The 15,630-nt window shown below is 63.6% G+C and carries 14 protein-coding genes; 5 read left to right on the top strand and 9 right to left on the bottom strand.

Going from position 1 to position 15,630, the window contains the following annotated elements:
* Positions 1-3: 3 nt before the first annotated feature.
* The gene (locus J2X56_RS16615; RefSeq protein WP_034339345.1) at positions 4-609 is read right to left on the bottom strand and encodes a MotA/TolQ/ExbB proton channel family protein; all 606 of its coding nucleotides are present in this window, start codon (positions 607-609) and stop codon (positions 4-6) included.
* Positions 610-833: 224 nt separating this feature from the next.
* Between J2X56_RS16615 and xseA the strand changes: the two genes are divergently transcribed.
* The 4 genes from xseA to J2X56_RS16595 all read left to right on the top strand — a co-directional run bounded on the left by xseA (position 834) and on the right by J2X56_RS16595 (position 4,632).
* Positions 834-2,186, top strand: coding sequence for an exodeoxyribonuclease VII large subunit (xseA, locus tag J2X56_RS16610; RefSeq protein WP_409025219.1), 1,353 nt, complete (start codon positions 834-836; stop codon positions 2,184-2,186).
* Between the two features lie 337 nt (positions 2,187-2,523).
* A complete protein-coding gene (gene sodB / locus J2X56_RS16605) occupies positions 2,524-3,102 on the top strand; it encodes a superoxide dismutase [Fe] (RefSeq protein ID WP_034339352.1) in 579 nt (192 codons plus the stop codon).
* Between the two features lie 262 nt (positions 3,103-3,364).
* Positions 3,365-4,162 carry a hypothetical protein gene (locus J2X56_RS16600; protein ID WP_134040328.1) on the top strand — a complete coding sequence of 266 codons (798 nt, stop codon included), beginning with the start codon at positions 3,365-3,367 and terminating at the stop codon, positions 4,160-4,162.
* A gap of 83 nt (positions 4,163-4,245) precedes the next feature.
* Positions 4,246-4,632, top strand: a complete 387-nt coding sequence (locus J2X56_RS16595) for an OsmC family protein (protein WP_121044046.1) — start codon at positions 4,246-4,248, stop codon at positions 4,630-4,632.
* Here J2X56_RS16595 and J2X56_RS16590 read toward each other — a convergent pair.
* The 4 genes from J2X56_RS16590 to J2X56_RS16575 form a co-directional block, all read right to left on the bottom strand.
* Positions 4,614-5,537 carry a DedA family protein/thiosulfate sulfurtransferase GlpE gene (locus J2X56_RS16590; RefSeq protein ID WP_121044049.1) on the bottom strand — a complete coding sequence of 308 codons (924 nt, stop codon included), beginning with the start codon at positions 5,535-5,537 and terminating at the stop codon, positions 4,614-4,616. The two genes, J2X56_RS16595 and J2X56_RS16590, sit on opposite strands and share 19 nt — an antisense overlap.
* A 216-nt stretch (positions 5,538-5,753) precedes the next feature.
* Positions 5,754-7,109 carry an MFS transporter gene (locus tag J2X56_RS16585; RefSeq protein WP_121044052.1) on the bottom strand — a complete coding sequence of 452 codons (1,356 nt, stop codon included), beginning with the start codon at positions 7,107-7,109 and terminating at the stop codon, positions 5,754-5,756.
* A 113-nt stretch (positions 7,110-7,222) separates the two neighbouring features.
* Positions 7,223-8,602: a glucarate dehydratase gene (gudD, locus tag J2X56_RS16580; RefSeq protein WP_209567733.1), complete on the bottom strand. Its 1,380-nt coding sequence runs from the start codon at positions 8,600-8,602 to the stop codon at positions 7,223-7,225.
* A 185-nt stretch (positions 8,603-8,787) separates the two neighbouring features.
* The gene (locus tag J2X56_RS16575) at positions 8,788-9,858 is read right to left on the bottom strand and encodes a LacI family DNA-binding transcriptional regulator (protein WP_209567735.1); all 1,071 of its coding nucleotides are present in this window, start codon (positions 9,856-9,858) and stop codon (positions 8,788-8,790) included.
* 342 nt (positions 9,859-10,200) lie between these two features.
* Here J2X56_RS16575 and dkgB point away from each other — a divergent pair, with 342 nt between their 5' ends.
* Positions 10,201-11,010: a 2,5-didehydrogluconate reductase DkgB gene (dkgB, locus tag J2X56_RS16570; RefSeq protein ID WP_310160952.1), complete on the top strand. Its 810-nt coding sequence runs from the start codon at positions 10,201-10,203 to the stop codon at positions 11,008-11,010.
* A 35-nt stretch (positions 11,011-11,045) separates the two neighbouring features.
* Here dkgB and J2X56_RS16565 read toward each other — a convergent pair whose 3' ends face one another.
* The 4 genes from J2X56_RS16565 to J2X56_RS16550 all read right to left on the bottom strand — a co-directional run bounded on the left by J2X56_RS16565 (position 11,046) and on the right by J2X56_RS16550 (position 15,431).
* On the bottom strand, positions 11,046-12,467 hold the full coding sequence (locus J2X56_RS16565) for a S1C family serine protease (protein ID WP_245202104.1): 1,422 nt from the start codon (positions 12,465-12,467) through the stop codon (positions 11,046-11,048).
* A gap of 160 nt (positions 12,468-12,627) precedes the next feature.
* Positions 12,628-13,923 (bottom strand): MFS transporter, encoded by a 1,296-nt coding sequence (locus tag J2X56_RS16560; RefSeq protein WP_310160946.1) that lies wholly within the window; start codon positions 13,921-13,923, stop codon positions 12,628-12,630.
* 103 nt (positions 13,924-14,026) lie between these two features.
* On the bottom strand, positions 14,027-14,464 hold the full coding sequence (locus J2X56_RS16555) for a MarR family winged helix-turn-helix transcriptional regulator (protein WP_134221608.1): 438 nt from the start codon (positions 14,462-14,464) through the stop codon (positions 14,027-14,029).
* A 220-nt stretch (positions 14,465-14,684) separates the two neighbouring features.
* On the bottom strand, positions 14,685-15,431 hold the full coding sequence (locus J2X56_RS16550) for a DUF2076 domain-containing protein (RefSeq protein WP_209567741.1): 747 nt from the start codon (positions 15,429-15,431) through the stop codon (positions 14,685-14,687).
* Between the last annotated feature and the right edge of the window lie 199 nt (positions 15,432-15,630).

Here is a 15,630-nt window from a genome sequence, read left to right as displayed (position 1 = left end):
GGATCAGCGGCGCACATCGTGGACGATGTCCACGAACTTGACGGCCTGCTGCTCCATGTCAACCACGAAGCCGTCGACCTGGGCGCGGAAGTGGCGATAGAACACCAGCGCCGGCATTGCAATGGCCAGGCCGAAACCGGTGTTGTAGAGCGCAATGGAGATACCGTGCGCCAGCTGCGCCGGATTGGTCCCGGCGGCGTTCTGCGACGCAAAGATCTCGATCATCCCGACCACCGTGCCAAACAGTCCCATGAGCGGCGCCAGCGAAGCGATCGTCCCCAGCGTGGTCAGGAAGCGCTCCAGGCGATGCGCGGCGGCCTGGCCGGCTTCTTCGATGGCTTCCTTCATCACTTCGCGCGGGGCATCGACGTTGCGCAGGCCGGCAGCCAGCACCTGGCCCAGCGGCGAATTCTGTTCCAGCTTGTCGATGACGTCCTCGTTGACGCGTCCGCTCTGGTAGACCCGGACCACTTCGCCCAGCAGGTCCGGCGGCAGGATGCGCGCGCGGCGCAGGTAGGCCAGTCTTTCGATGACCAGCGCCAGGCCGATGATGGAAGCGATCAGCAAGGGCCAGATCGGCCAGCCGGCGGCGAGGATGATGGCGAGCAAAACGTACTCCTAAGAAATGCGGATGAGCGGTGAATCTGGTGCAGCCGACGGCCTTTCCGGCACGCCCGTTTCTGCGGTGCAGAATGTAGCCGGTTGCGCGCGGCTCGGCAAGCGCAGCCAGCTTGGCTTTACAATGCGGCATTGTATCGCCCCTGGAGTCCCCGCGTCCCATGCCTGCCGACAAGTTCCCGCCCTTCCCCGCTGCCCGCCCGCGTCCGGAGGCCATGCCGGCCGCCGCCACTACCGACGGCGGCCCGCCCATCCTGACCGTCTCCGGCCTGAACCAGGCGGTGGCACGCATGCTGGAGCGCAATTTCCCGCTGATCTGGGTCAAGGGCGAGATTTCCAATTTCACCCGTGCGGCCTCCGGCCACTGGTATTTCAACCTCAAGGATGACGGGGCGCAGGTGCGTGCGGTCATGTTCAAGGGCCGCGCGCAATACGCCGGCTTCATGCCGCGCGAAGGCGACAAGGTCGAAGTGCGCACCCTGGTGACGCTCTACGCGCCGCGCGGCGATTACCAGCTCAACGTGGAAGCCATCCGTCGCTCCGGCGTGGGCGACCTCTACGCCGCCTTCGTGCAGCTGAAGGAAAGACTGGAACGCGAAGGCCTGTTCGACCGCGACCGCAAGCGCCCCCTGCCGGGCTTCCCGCGCCGCATCGGCATCGTCACCAGCCCGCAGGCCGCCGCCTTGCGCGATGTGCTGACCACCCTGCGCCGCCGCGCCCCGCATGTGGAAGTGATCCTCTACCCCACGCCCGTGCAGGGCGAAGGCGCAGCCCAGCGCATCGCCAATGCCATCCGCACCGCCTCCGCGCGCGCCGAATGCGATGTGCTGCTGGTGTGCCGTGGCGGCGGCAGCATCGAGGACCTGTGGTCCTTCAATGAAGAAGTGGTGGCGCGCGCCATCGTGGAGGCCAGCATGCCGGTGATTTCCGGTGTCGGCCATGAAACCGACTTCACCATCGCCGACTTCGCCGCCGACCTGCGCGCGCCCACCCCCACGGCCGCCGCCGAGCTGGCCGCCACTGCGCGCGAGGACTGGCTGGCTGAACTGCACGGCCACGCCAATGACCTCACGCGCGCCCTGCGCCGCAGCCTCACCGAAAAAGCGCAGACCGTGGACTGGCTCTCGCGCCGCCTGGTCAACCCGAGTGCGTATATACAGCATGAGCGCGTCAAACTGGCCGCACTGCAGACCCGGCTCGCCCACGCCACCCGCGTGCCGCTGACCCGCATGCGCCATCGCCTGCAGCAACTCGCCACCCACCTGTCGCACCAGATTCCCGACACTGCCCACGCCCGGCGCGACCTGCTGGACCTGACGCGGCGCCTGCAAGGAGCGCAGGCCGCACGGCAGTTGCGCCAGCGGCAGGCGCTGGCCGGGCTGAGTACGCAGCTGGAATTACTCAATCCGCAGCGCACGCTGGAGCGCGGCTACGCCATCGTCAGCGACCGCCAGGGCCGTGTATTGCACGCCCCGGCCGAGCTGGCCGCGCGCAGTGAGGTCACCATCCGCCTGGCCGAAGGCAGTGCCGAGGTCGGCATTGCCAGCGTGCAGCCACGGCTGGATTGAGGCGATGCTGTCGCCCTGCTTGACAGCTGTGGCAGACTTTTTTGGCATAAGCATTTTCCGGCGCAATACAGCGCGGCGCGCCGTATTACGGGTGGGACCATCGGAAGCCAGTGCGCGGATGAGCTGGAACGTCTTGCGGGGACTGGCATCTACGGTCTTGCCTGCGCTGGCGACCAGCGTCTCCCATTGGGAACCATTCGCATTGCCGCACTGGAGGCCGATGCGCGACTGACGCGCGCCAGATTTGACCGAGTGCAAAGAATTGTCTTCCGCTTTAGAATCGCAGGTTCGGAAAAGACCCCTTCGTAGCAAACCAACAAGACTGAAAGGATTCATCATGGCACATACCCTTCCGGCACTGCCTTACGATCTGGACGCGCTGGCGCCCACGATTTCCAAGGAAACCCTGGAATATCACTATGGCAAGCACCATCAGACCTATGTGACCAACCTGAACAACCTGATCCCGGGTACCGAATTCGAACACCTGTCCCTGGAAGAGATCATCAAGAAATCCTCCGGCGGCATCTTCAACAACGCTGCCCAGGTGTGGAACCACACCTTCTACTGGAACGGCCTGACCCCGAAGGGCCAAGGCGCTCCGAGCGGCGCGCTGGCTGACGCCATCAATGCCAAGTGGGGTTCCTTCGACGCCTTCAAGGCCGAGTTCACCAAGCAAGGCCTGGCCAACTTCGGTTCCGGCTGGACCTGGCTGGTCAAGAAGGCTGACGGTTCCCTGGACATCGTCAACACCACCGGTGCCGGCACCCCGCTGACCACCGACAGCAAGCCGCTGCTGACCGTGGACGTGTGGGAACACGCGTATTACATCGACTACCGCAATGCACGCGCCAAGTACGTCGAGAACTACTGGGGCATCATCAACTGGGACTTCGTGGCCAAGAACTTCGCTTGATCACCCTGCCTCCCGGCAAGAAAAAACCACGCGCGAGCGTGGTTTTTTCTTTTATCAACAAGCTTTTTCTTGTCTGTGAGATTTTCTGCTCCTTGCCCCGCAGGCCATCCACTACCGATATCTGGCATGGTCAGGCTTCGGTCCCATGTTAGAACTTGGTCAGGTCTGTGTCAGCCTGCCGCCGCTCGTATCAGGCACAATGTGAAGACCAATTTTTCGCATACCTACTGCGCCTGAGGGCGGCATTCGATGGAGTCCGGCAGTGCTATATTTAATCGGAAGCAAACTGGGAAAGGGCTGGCAGATATTTCTTGTCGTCTCCCTTGCCTGTCTGATATCGGCGTGCTCTCACCCAAAAGTCAGAAACAGCTTGGTCATAAGACATTCCTCCGAGCGCATCAAGACTCTTTATATCGATACCTCAGCCGCGCGCGGCCTCAGAGTTTCCAATACTTGGCCGCATGTAGAGCAATCCGGATTCGAGGAGGCGCTCGCACCGGCCTTCAGTGCCTACGGTGTAGAAGCGCGCCTCCTCCACATGGAGGACGAACTGCGCTTGCGACCAGTCACCCCTGGGGACTACCTGCTCAAAGTCAGTTTCAAGAGTGGATTCGTTGGCACCTCCGGCAGTGGCGCCTTCTTCGCACTGGAACTGACCGAGCTCACCAGCAATGACCCCATCTGGGCCGGTAATATATTCGTAGGCGGTAGTTCCACAATTCTTACAGAGAATCTCGGTAAAATCGTGGCAGGCAACATCGCCGAGGCGATGAATACAGACCATCTTTTCTCTGACCTGATTCTGGCATCCAGGCACGAACCGATCACGAATGGCAACAAGAAATCTCCACCACTGACGCCGGGGCAACTGGAGGGCTTCGCCAATTTCAAGAAGATGATTTCACCGAAGGCTTTCGTGGTCGGCGGCAACCGGTATTTTTATGCCTCCGGACAGACTGCCGACCAAGATCCACCTGCCGTTAGAGCACTGCAGCGTTGCGAGAGCGAACAACAACCCAATTGCCGTGTGATCTCAGACGGCTATCGCGTGTTTCCGTAGCTATCGCGTTAAGTGCTCAGCAAGTGCGTGCGTGGCTGTGCCACAATCACCGCTTCCCTGACTGCACTTATAAGGAGACCCTCATGGCCCACGTCACCCTGCACAACGCCGCCGGCTACGCCCAGGACATCAAGGCGCGCATCCACCAGATCAAGTCCGACGAACCCGAGAGCAATGGTGGCAAGGACACCGGTCCGGCCCCCTATGAATTGCTGCTGGCCGCGCTGGCCTCCTGCACCTCGCTCACGTTGCGCATGTACGCCGACCGCAAGGGCTGGGATCTGGGCAGCATCTCGGTGGACGCCCACTTCGGGCGCGACGACAGCGGCCTGGAAACCATCACCCGCAAGATCAGCTTCGGCAATGCCCTGTCGCAAGAACAGCTCACGCGCCTGGCCGAGATCTGCGAAAAGACCCCGGTCACCAAGACCATCCGCCAGGGCACCGCGATTCAGACATCGATGGCGTAACCTGCGGCGCGCCAGGCATCGATGCCGCCCGTGAGCGGCCGCACGCGCGTATAGCCGCGCCGCATCAGCTGGCGCGCCACCATGGCCGCCGAGGCCTCGTTGGGACAGGCGCAATACACCACCACCTCACCCTCGACGGGGCCATCGAAGACGAAGGTCTGGATCTCCTGGTTGGAAATCGTGACCGCACCCGGAATGCGGCCATCCTGCTGCGACATCGGCGAACGCACATCGATGATGGTGGGCGCATTGCCCTCTTCGAGCATGGTATTCAATTCATCCACTGAAATACGCGCCATCTCCAGCGACTTGCGGAAACGCCGGCGCTGCCACCATTTGTTGGCCACGAAGGCTGCCAGCGCCACGGCGATCAGGAGCATGCCGTAATGGCCCAATTGCGCCAGCACATTGAGCAGGTCATCCACGGCCGAGCTGAAGAGCGAACCGAGGAAAATCCCCAGTCCCGCCCACAGGGCGCTGCCCGCCGCATCCCACAGCAGGAAGCTGATGCGGCGCGTGCCCATGGTGCCGGAGAGCGCACTGGCAATCGAGGCGAAGCCCGGAATGAACTTGGCCAGCAAGAGCGAACGCGCGCCCCAGCGCAGGTAGATCGATTCGGTCTGACGCACACAGGAGTCCGGCGAGAGCGAAATACGGCACAGGCGCGACATGATCTGGCGGCCGTAGCGGCGGCCGGCAAGATACCAGCAATAGTCGGCAATGAGTGCCGCACTCACCGCCAGCAGCAGCAACAGCGCCGGCGAGTAGCGTCCGGTCGCCGAGAGCGCACCGGTGATGATCAGCGTGGGATAGGCCGGCACCGGCGCGCCCAGTTGCTCGACCAGCACGTTGACGAAAACGAGGATCAGACCGTATTGCTCGATCAGGTGGTAGAGGGTTTCCATGGACGGGCTGCCTTGATGTCTCGCCGCCTGGGAGGCGGCGACTGTTCCGCCGTGATGGCGGTGTGCAGGCTGCCATTATAGGCGTGTGGCCGGCCCCTCTGCTTGGACAAAACCGGCGCGCTCCACCCGCGTAAAAATGCGCCCGGCGCACCGTGAGATCACGGGCGGGCGGACGCAAACGAGGAAGACCTCGGAGAAATCAATCGCGCGCCGTGCTCACACCGCGTGCTTGGCCACCGGTTCTGTGCGGCCTTCAGCCGAACCGCCGCCGTCCTGCACCGACGGCCGGGTCCGTGCCAGAAATACCAGCACTGCCGCCACCAGCGAAGCCGCCGACAATGCATACAAGCCGCCCTGGATGGAACCGGTCTTCTGCTCCAGGTAACCGAAGGTAGCCGGTGCGAAGAAGCCGCCCAGGTTGCCCAGCGAATTGATCAACGCCAGCACCGCTGCCGCAATGCGCGCATCCAGATAGGCCTGCGGAATGGGCCAGAACAAGGACGAAGCCGCCTTGAAACCGATGCCCGCAAAGCACACCGCCACGAAGCCGATCACCGGACCGGCCGAAGCCGAGACCGCCATGCCGATGGCCGAAATCACCAGTGTGGTCGCCACCCAGAACTGCGGCTTCTTGTAGCGCGCGGCCAGCACGGCAAAGACATACATCGCCGCAATCGCCACGATCCACGGAATCGAGTTGAACAGGCCGACCTGGAAATCATTGAAATGGCCCATCTTCTTGATGATGGTCGGCAGCCAGAAGGTGGCGCCATAGATGGTCAGCTGGATGGCGAAATAGATCAGGCAGAACAGCACGATCTGCGGATCACGCAACAAGCTCAGCGCCGAGACGTGCGGCGGACGATTGGCCGCACGCTGCTCCTGTTCGGCCGCGATGACCGTGGCCAGCGCCTCGCGTTGTTCCGGCGAGAGCCACTTGGCATCGCGCGGCGTGGAGTCCAGCACCTTCCACACCACCACGCAGAACAGCATCGACGCACCGCCCTCGATGAGGAACATCCATTGCCATCCATGCAGTCCGCCACCTTCAATCAACAGCAGCGCGCCGGTGATCGGACCGGAGAGAATCGATGCAATCGCCGAGCCCGACAGGAACACCGCCATGGCCCGGCCACGCTCATGATTGGGCAGCCATTGCGTGAAGTAATACACCACGCCGGGGAAGAAACCGGCCTCGGTCACGCCCAGCAAAAAGCGCATGAAATAAAAGCTGGTCTCGCTATGCACGAAGGCCATGCAAGCCGCCACCAGGCCCCAGGTGAACATGATCCGCGTGAGCCAGGCGCGGGCCCCATAGCGTTGCAGCAGCATGTTGGAAGGGACTTCGAAGATGGCATAGCCGACGAAGAACAGCCCCGCGCCCAGGCCAAAGGCTGCTGCGCCGATGCCGAGATCGGTCGCGAGATGACTGCGCACGAAACCGATGTTGACGCGGTCGATGTAGTTGATGATGAACATGGCCACGAACAGCGGCAGGATGCGCCACTTGATCTTGCTCACCGCCGAGGTGAGGACCTGGTTCGTTGCGGGGGAGGACTGGGATGGATTCACGGGTTGTCTCCTCGTATGAGCCCGTACTGCCGGTTGATGAAAGAAAGTGCAGGCCGCCGACGCGTCGATCGCGCTCTTCTCGCAGCCTCGTCAAAACAGATGAAGACCCTTGCTCAACGCACCAGGCAAGGTTTCTTGGGATCGAATTTCCAGCCAGGGATCAGGTATTGCATGGCCACCGCATCATCGCGCGCGCCCAGCCCCATGTTGCGGTAGGTCTGGTGCGCCGCCTCGACCTGCTCCATATCCAGCTCCACGCCCAGCCCCGGCTTGGCCGGCACCTTGACCTTGCCGCCCACGATCTGCAGCGGTTCGCGCGTAAGGCGCTGGCCGTCCTGCCAGATCCAGTGGGTATCGATGGCGGTGATCTTGCCGGGTGCGGCCGCAGCCACGTGAGTGAACATGGCCAGGGAAATATCGAAGTGGTTGTTCGAATGCGAACCCCAGGTCAGCCCCCATTCATGGCACATCTGCGCCACCCGCACCGAACCCTGCATGGTCCAGAAATGCGGATCGGCCAGCGGGATATCCACCGATTGCAGCGAGATCGCATGGCCCATCTGGCGCCAATCGGTCGCTACCATGTTGGTAGCGGTCTGCAGGCCGGTGGCACGGCGGAATTCGGCCATCACTTCGCGGCCCGAGTAGCCGTCCTCAGCACCACAGGGATCTTCCGCATAGGCCAGTACATCATGCTGGTCGCGGCACAGGCGAATGGCATCCTTGAGCAGCCAGCCGCCATTCGGATCGAGCGTGATGCGTGCCTTGGGGAAGCGCTCGGCCAGGGCGGTGACGGCGGCGATCTCCTCCTCGCCGCGCATCACGCCCCCCTTGAGCTTGAAGTCATTGAAACCGTAGCGCGCATAGGCCGCCTCGGCCAGGCGCACCACCGCCTCCGGCGTGAGCGCGGCTTCGTGGCGCAGGCGCAGCCAGTCATCGTCCGCATCCGCCGCGGCCAGGTACGGCAGGTCAGTCTTGCGGCGATCGGCCACGTAGAACAGATACCCCAGCATCTCCACCTCATCGCGCTGCTGGCCCTCGCCCAGCAAGGCCGCCACCGGCACGTCGAGGCACTTGCCCAGCAGATCCAGCAGGGCCGCCTCCAGCGCGGTGACGGCGTGGATGGCGATGCGCAGGTCAAAGGTCTGCAGGCCGCGTCCACCCACATCGCGGTCGGCGAAAGCGGTACGCGCACGATTGAGGATGGCCTGCACATTGCCGATGGACTGGCCCACCACCAGCGAGCGCGCATCGTCGAGCGTCTGGCGGATACCCTCCCCGCCCGGCACTTCGCCCACGCCGGTGTTGCCGGCACTGTCGGTGAGGATGACGATATTGCGCGTGAAATACGGACCATGCGCCCCCGAGAGGTTCAAGAGCATGCTGTCATGCCCGGCCACCGGGATGACGCGCATGTCGGTCACGCGCGGCGCGCCCTTGTGCTGGGATGACGACGATGTCGGGGACGATGCGGAAGCTGGGTTCTGGGTCATGGCGGGTTTTCTCCGGAAACGGAAACGATCAGACTGCAAATTGGTAGCGGTACCAAATTTGAATTGAATGCATGGTAGCGGTACCAATTTTGACTGTCAATGGGGAAGCGTTGATTGCCTCAAGGCATCAGCACATCAGGAAGGATGAGGAAAGATCAGAAAAGATGAGGCGCTTCGGCGAAAACTCAGGCGCTGTCGCGCGCGATGATGGAGAAGCCGACATCGACAATACGCTCGCTGACTTCGCCGCCCGAGGCGCGCTCGATGATGAAGCGCGCGGCGCGCTGCCCGATGCCGGTGCCATCGATGCGCACCGTGGTCAGACGCGGCTGCAGGTCGCGCGAGAATTCCAGATCGCCGAAACCGACCACGGCCAGTTGGCCGGGAATGGCGATGCCGCGGCTCTGCGCTTCGATCATCACGCCCAGCGCCAGCAGGTCGGAGCTGCAGAAGATGGCATCCAGATCAGGCTGCGCCTGCAGCAGTTCGGCCAAGCCTTGGCGGCCTTGCCCCAGCGTAGTCGGGGCGACGACGTGATACATGGGAACCTCGCCCCTGCCCTGCTGCATGCCCAGCGCCGCGCACTCCTGCGCGAAGGCATTCATGCGCCGCTGGCTGCGCTCATCGCGTCCGCCCACCACGGCCACCTTGCGGCGTCCGCGCGCATGCAGGTAGCGCGCCACCTCACGGCCGATGGCTTCGTGCGAGAAGCCCACCAGCATGTCGATGGGGGTCGGTGTCAGGTCCCAGGTCTCCACCACCGGGATACCGCTGGCCAGCAGCCGCTTGCGCGCTTCTGCCGAGCGCATGATGCCGGTCAGCACCACGCCATCGGGACGGCGCCCGATGATGGCTTCCAGCAGCGCATCTTCGCGCGAATTCTCGTAGCCGCTCTGGCCCAGCATGACCTGGTAGCCGGCCGCAGCCAGCGTTTCGGTCAGGGTATGGACGATTTCCTGGAACACCGGACCGATGACGGTCGGCACCACCACCGCCACCAGCCGGCTCTTGTTGGAGGCCAGTCCGCCGGCCAGCAGGTTGGGCACGTAACCGGTTTTCTCGACCGCCTCACGCACCTTCTGCAAGACCTTGGGCGAGACTGCCGACGGTGTATTGAGCGCACGCGATGCGGTGATCGGTGCCACGCCCGCCAGCTGCGCCACATCGCGCAGCGTGATGCCACCGGCGCTCTTGCGGGCAGCACGGCGGCGCGGTTCGGCGCTGTCGTCGTCGCGCTCGGCACTGGTGATTTGCATCGGAGAATCTGGAGGAGGCATACGCTTTTCGGACATGGCGGCATTCTAGCATTGCGGCTGGTAGCGTTACCAAGCTGGCAAGCTGGGCGTCAGCTTTGGCAGTTGCCTCGGACAGCGTCTCGGAAAGACGCAGTGGACGATGCGCATCGCCTCACCCGTCGCAGGGAAGAGCGAGGCAGACCGGCAAATGCCGCGCATGCATTATTGACTTGAATTCAACAATGATTTGTCCGTGCGGCACTTCAAGCGAAAAAGGAATTGTCCGATACTCAATCGCTCTGATCCTGATCGCCCCGGCAGCACTGGCCTGCCGGGCCTCATCATCAACGCAAAGGACAAGTCATGCACACCTCCACCCTCCCCGCCCTGGGCCTGGGCACCTTCCGTCTCAAGGACCAGCAGGTCATCGATTCGGTCCGCAACGGCCTGGACCTCGGCTATCGCCACATCGATACCGCGCAGATCTACGGCAACGAAGCCGAAGTCGGCCAAGCCATGGCCGACAGCGGCGTGGCCCGCGATGATCTCTTCGTGACCACCAAGATCTGGACCGAGAACCTCTCCCGCGACAAGCTCCTCCCCAGTCTCAAGGAAAGCCTGCACAAGCTGCGCCTCGATCAGCTCGACCTGACGCTGATCCACTGGCCTTCCCCCCAGGATGAACTGCCGGTGGCCGACTACCTTCAGGCACTGGCCGAGGCCAAGGCACAGGGGCTCACGCGCCTGATCGGCATTTCCAACTTCACCATCGCGCACATGGAGCAGGCCATCGCCGCCGTCGGTGCGGAAGCCATTGCCACCAATCAGGTCGAGATCCATCCCTTCCTGCAGAACCGCAAGGTGGTCGATTTTGCCCGTGCCAAGGGCATCCACCTGACGGCCTACATGCCGCTGGCGTATGGCAAGGTGATGGAGGACGCGACGCTGCTGGAGATCGCCGCCCGCCATGGAGTGTCGGCCGCACAAGTGGCGCTGGCCTGGTCGCTGCAGCAGGGCTTTGCGGTGATCCCCTCCTCGACGCGACGCGAGAACCTGGCCGCCAATTTGCAGGCGCAACAGTTGACGCTCTCCGAGGCGGAGATGCAGGCCATCGCTGCGCTCGACCGCGGCGAGCGGCTTGCCAATCCGGGATTTGCGCCGCAGTGGGATTGAACGCTGCTGCCCGCTGCGTGCAGCAGCAGAACGGATCAGGGCTTGCGCTGATCGCGGTTCTGCAACTGCAATTGCAGGCGCTCGATGGCACTGCCGACCGGGATGAAGAAGTTCATCCCGGCCAGTCCCTTGGCCCCCAGCCCGGCCACGGTGATGCCGATCACCTGGCCTGACTTGTCCAGCAAGGGACCGCCGCTGCTGCCCGGCAGGATCGCCACATCGCTCTGCAGGAAATCCAGATCGCGCACCTTGCGCACGCCACTGAGGATGCCGCGCGTGAGCGTGGTATTGAAGGCATCGCCCAGCGGAGAACCCAGCGCATACACATCCTCGCCGATGCCCGGCTCGCCCATGCGCAGCGGCATTGGCCGCACACCCGGCGCTTCGGTCTTGAGCAGCGCGATGTCACGCGCCGCATCCACCCGCACGACTTCAGCAAGCAGTTCTCGTCCGGTCGGCAGGCGCACCCGTACCGCGCGCGCCTGCCCGATCACATGCTGGTTGGTCAGCAGCCAGCCGGAACTGCCGATGTAGAAACCGGTACCGGAGCCGCGCTCGGTCAGCACCGTGACCACCGCCGAACGCAACTCCGGCATCACCCTGGCAATTTCGCCATTGCCCCGTTCGGCGGGCTGGTTGTCGATGGCCAGCGGGCTGCCTGCCGGCATGGCCTCCGGTGCGCGCGCAACGTCGCTGCCGGCACCGCCAATTGCAGCCGCGGCCAGGCTGTCATAGGGCGATTGCAGCGCCAGCGCAAAGCGGGGATCGGCCAGCAGATTGCGGACCGCCGCGCCGAAGGCTTCCATCGGAATCGGCGGCACGCTGCCATCAAGACTGCGCTCACGCGAACGGAATACGCCTTCGCTCATGCCGCGATAGATCACCTTGCGCTGCTCCGGCGCGAACACCTGCCATTCCAGGCGGAGATAGGCCTCGCCGGTCCAGCTGTCGCCGCCCTTGGCGCAGAGATTGGTCTGGAACTGGCTGATGATCACGCCTACCTGGAGGTTGAAGTCGGCCGGCCGGGCGCGTTCGCGGGCAGCGTCTTGTTCCCGGAACAGCGGTTCGGCCGGGGACGCCGGCACCGGATAGCCGTGCTGCTGCAGCTCGCTGCGAAAGCGCAGGAACAGCGCATTGGTCGGCAACATCACTTCGGCACTGTTCTGGTTCCAGACGATCTCGTTCCTGCGGGTACAGAACAGCCCGCCCTGCAGTTGCCCGATGATCTGGTTGCCCTGGCTGCCCTGCTCGAAGCGGCGCTGCGCAGCCGCGAGGTAGGCTGGCCGCGCGGCGGCTTGCCGCGGCATCAGCAGCGGGGTCTTGTCTTCGACGGTGGGCATGATCGCTTCGGCGGCCTGCACGCCACGCATCAGGGAGAGAGTGCAAGCGAACAGCGCGAGCTGAAGAGGCAGCCGCGCCAGACGGCGCTGCAGGAGCAGCCGGAGAGTCTTGTTCATCATCGAGCTAGGAAAATGGGCCAGCGCCCCGGCTGGCGAAAGAGCGCATTCTGGCATGCTGCCGACGGTCTCCGCGATTGTCCCAAATGCCCGATATAGGAAAAAAAGGCCAGCTTCCACAAGAAAGCTGGCCTTCTCCAAAAGACACAGGTGAAATGATTTACGCGCTGGCCGGTTGCGGCTGCGATCCCTGATGTCCCTTGATGCGCAACACCAGCACCGCGCCGATCAGACAGGCCACGCCCATCATGATCGACGACAGCGTGTAATTGCCCAGCGTCGCCCGCATGTAGCCGGCCACCGTGGTGGCAGTAGCGGCGCCGAGCTGGTGCCCGGCCACGATCCAGCCGAACACGATGGGCGCGGCCAGGCGGCCGAAGACGTCATTGGCCAGGCGCACGGTCGGCGGCACGGTGGCGATCCAGTCCAGGCCATAGAAAATCGCGAAGATGGCCAGTCCGTAATACTGCAAGCCGAAGGCATACGGCAGGAAGATCAGCGCCAGTCCGCGCAGGCCGTAATACCAGAACAGCAGCACGCGCGGATTGTAGCGGTCCGAGAGCCAGCCCGAGAGCGTGGTACCGACCAGGTCCAGCATGCCCATGGCCGCCAGGATGGAAGCGCCTTTGACTTCATTGATGCCGTAGTCATTGCACATGGCGATGAACTGCGTGCCGATGTAGCCATTGGTGGAGAGCCCGCAGACGAAGAAGCTCATGAACAGCAGCCAGAAGTCCGGCATGCGCACCGACGTGCGCAACGCATCGAAGGCGATGGCCAACGGATTGCGCCTGGAGCGGCCATCATCGGCGGTCTCGCTGGTCTGGCCGAGCATCTTCTGGCCGATGGCCGCCGGGCCTTCCGGCAGCAGCAGCCACACCAGCGGAATGGCCAGCAGCGCCACCGCCGACACCAGGAAAGCCACCGAGCGCCAGCCGTAGCTGCCCACCATGGAGGCCATCAGCGGCAGGAACACCATCTGCCCGGTGGCCGCACTGGCGGTGAGCAAGCCCATGGCCAGGCCGCGCCGGGTCTCGAACCAGCGGCTGACGATGGTGGCCCCCAGGGTGTTGGCCGCCACGCCGGTACCGGCACCGACCAGCAAACCCCACGACAGCAGCATGTGCCAGGGCATGTGCATGAGGGTCGACAGGGCCGTGCCGCTGGCCAGCAGCACCAGCGCCCCCAGCACCACGCGGCGGATGCCGAAGCGCTGCATGGCTGCCGCCGAGAACGGGCCGATCAGGCCATACAAGGCGATGTTGACCGAGATCACCACCGAGATGGTGGAGCGGTTCCAGCCGAACTCCTGTTCCAGCGGCAGGATCATCACCGAAGGCGTGGCGCGGATGCCGGCCGAACACAGCAGCACGAGGAAGATCACGCCCACCACCACCCAGGCATAGTGGAAGCGGGGCGTGACGGCGTTGGCCAGCGATTGGGTCAGTTTGTTCATGGCGATCCTGTCGGGAGGGCAGTGCGAGCTTGTTGGATGGGTGGGAGCGAATCGTCGGGTGAAGCAAGGTTCATTGCCCCCTTAAACCGGGCCTGCGGGCGCGTCACGCGTCCTGCAGGCGGGCATAGGCGTCTTCGATGAGGTCATTGAATTCGCGCGCGAGCTTGGGACCGAGACGGCGGTCGATCTCGTCCTGGGCACGCCGCCAACGCGGCCGGGCTTCCTCCAGCTTGGCGCGGCCGGTGCGGGAGAGTTGCAGGGCGAAAGAGCGCTTGTCCAGCAGGGCATCGTCGGGCAGGTCGACGGTCTCGATCCAGCCGGCGGCCACCAGGGGTTTCAGGGTGCGGCTCAGGGTGCTGCGGTCCATGCCCATGTCCTGCGCCAGCACGATATTGGCGATCGGTCCCTTGCGGCCGATGCGGCTCAACAACGAATACTGGGTGATGCTCAGTTCGCTGTCCTGCAGGTGATGGTCATAGATGATGGTGATCCTGCGGGTGAGACGACGCAGGGGGGCGCAGGTGCAGATGTCCTTGCTCATGGGGAATCCGGTTGGCGAGGGATGACAATCCGGCGTCAACGAGGCCGCGCCGGGGATCGCACAAAACAATGCATATGCATCGATGTATGCGCATCATAGGGAGTGCACTGAGTGAAGTCAAGCGAGACCAGGGCATCTCCACGGCACGGGAATGCACGTGCGCAACAGCGGGCCATAAAAAAAGCCTGCTCGCGCAGGCTTCTCCGAGGGGGATTGCGGCTTACACCAGCGTATCGTCGTATCCCCCGCCGTCATCCACATCGAAATTGCTCAGATCGGCAAGATCGCTGCTGCTACCGGAGTCGCTGCCACTGTCATTGCTGGCGAAATCCGATTTGCGATCCCCATCACTGCCGTAATAGTTGTTGACGGTAGTGTTCTCGATATTTTCCACCGGCGCGCTCAAGCCGTTCTGATGCGCCAGTCCCGATCCGCTGTTGCCATTGAAGAGGTGCTCGATGCCTTGATACAGGAAGGCGCCACCGGCCACGCCCGCTGCGGTCGCCGCCACGGTGCCGAGCATGCTGCCCATGCCGCCGCCAAAGAACCCGGATGAAGGCGCTGCCGCCGGGGCTGCCTGATAGGCAGGCACGGCCTGCTGGGGCGCGGGATAGGGCTGTGCAGGGGCCGGCATATAAGCCGGGACCGCAGGCTGCGGGCGTGCCGAGGCTGCCGCGGGCGCATTGCCCCAGGCGTTGCCATCGAGAAAGCCCGAGCTCCGCGCGCCACCTGCAGCATTGGCCTGCAACGACTGCACCTGGTTCTGCAGGGCCGCCACCTGGGCCTTGGTCGCGTTGAGGGCCTGTTCCATCAACAAGGCCCGTTGCACCAGCAGATACGCCGCATCCGGCTGGCGCGCCACCGCCGCCTGGATCATGGCATCGGCCTGGGCATCCTTGCTGATGCCCTGCACCTGCGTCAGTTGCTGGAGAAAATCCTGAAGGGCTTGGGTTTCTTGCGGACTCATGATGACGCTCCCAACGAAAATGAAAAATCAAAAAACGATGAACACGCTTGAATCGCGATTGAAACGCAGACTGTAGACACAACGCGTCCAACCGCTCCCACCGATGACTGGCATCAGACTCATCAGCAGGCTCAATGGCATTATGCGCGCGCCTTGCTTGCAGATTTGTGTCAACAATCGTCAACTTGGAAACAGCTTG

The sequence above is a fragment of the Herbaspirillum sp. 1173 genome (assembly GCF_031455335.1).
Lineage (GTDB): Bacteria > Pseudomonadota > Gammaproteobacteria > Burkholderiales > Burkholderiaceae_D > Herbaspirillum > Herbaspirillum huttiense.
This window is presented reverse-complemented; position numbering and strand designations above follow the sequence as displayed.